We start from the raw sequence: 1,240 nt of genomic DNA, 5'->3' as shown, positions 1-1,240 counted from the left end.
AATGGGTAAAATTCGAAAAAATTACAGTGCATCATTCAAAGCTAAAGTAGCGCTTGAAACGGTTAAAAAGGAAAAGACGATTTCTCAACTATCTAGTGAATATGGAGTTCATTCAAATCAAATAAATCAATGGCGAAAGCGTCTATTAGAAGAATTGCCCGATATATTTTCAAAAAAGCGTCAAAAAAAAGAAAAAGACGCTGAAGAATTCCAGGCGGAGCTTTACCAACAAATCGGCCAATTAAAGGTCGAATTGGACTGGCTAAAAAAAAAATCTAACCTTCTCAATTGATATAAAGCGTCAATACATTGAGCCGAATCATTCTTTGATACCGGTAATGCGCCAGTGTGATCTTTTGGGAATAAACAGATCAACCTATTACTATCAATCCTGCAAAGATGAGAGCTATAACCTGGCTCTCATGCGATTGATAGACGAAGAATATACCCGATATCCGTTCTACGGTGTTGAAAAAATGACGGCCGTATTAAAGCGACAAGGGCACACTGTTAATCCTAAACGAATAAGACGTTTGATGCGGCTTATGGGACTTGAAGCTATATATCCAAAACCAAATTTGAGCAAAGCATCAAAAGAGCATAAAATTTATCCATACTTGCTGCGAGGCGTTTCCATTGAGCAAGTTGACCAGGTGTGGTCAACGGATATTACCTATATCCGTTTGAATTCAGGTTTTATCTATCTTGTAGCAGTGATAGACTGGTTTAGTCGGTATGTCCTGAGCTACGAATTTTCAACCACATTGGATAAGGATTTTTGTATAAAAGCCTTACAGGGTGCCTTAAAAATTGCAAAACCTAAGATTTTTAACACGGATCAAGGCAGTCAGTTTACCAGTGATGCCTTTACCGGCGTTTTAAAAAAAGCCGATGTGAAGATCAGCATGGACGGCCGGGGCCGTGCTCTGGATAACATTTTCGTAGAGCGCCTTTGGCGTACCGTGAAATATGAACGTGTTTATCTTCACAATTATGAGACCGTCAGGGAGGCTATTCAAAACATTGGAGAATATTTTGGCTTTTACAATAATGAACGACTCCATCAATCTTTGGATTACCAGACCCCGGCAGAGATATATTTTAAAACTTTTCCAGGGTAATTTCAGAACCACTTTGTATAATTAATTAGAATACCATTAAGTCGTATTGATATTATAAAAAATGTTTCCTGCTGCAAACAAGATAAAAGCGTACTATCCAACACATAATCAGTTGGTAG

The 1,240-nt window shown here is 38.0% G+C and carries 1 protein-coding gene; it reads left to right on the top strand.

Going from position 1 to position 1,240, the window contains the following annotated elements; translation table 11 throughout:
- The first annotated feature begins 1 nt into the window (after window position 1).
- Window positions 2-1,121 (top strand): IS3 family transposase gene (locus YU9_RS47000; RefSeq protein ID WP_245266731.1). Its coding sequence is split into 2 segments (ribosomal slippage): window positions 2-274 and window positions 276-1,121, totalling 1,119 coding nucleotides; the frame shifts between segments, so codons are not numbered across the junction.
- Window positions 1,122-1,240 lie beyond the last annotated feature (119 nt).

It is taken from the genome of Bradyrhizobium sp. WSM1743, assembly GCF_000473065.1.
GTDB lineage: Bacteria > Pseudomonadota > Alphaproteobacteria > Rhizobiales > Xanthobacteraceae > Bradyrhizobium.
Note: the sequence above shows the minus strand (reverse complement) of the source record. Positions and strands in the feature narration are given on the sequence as shown.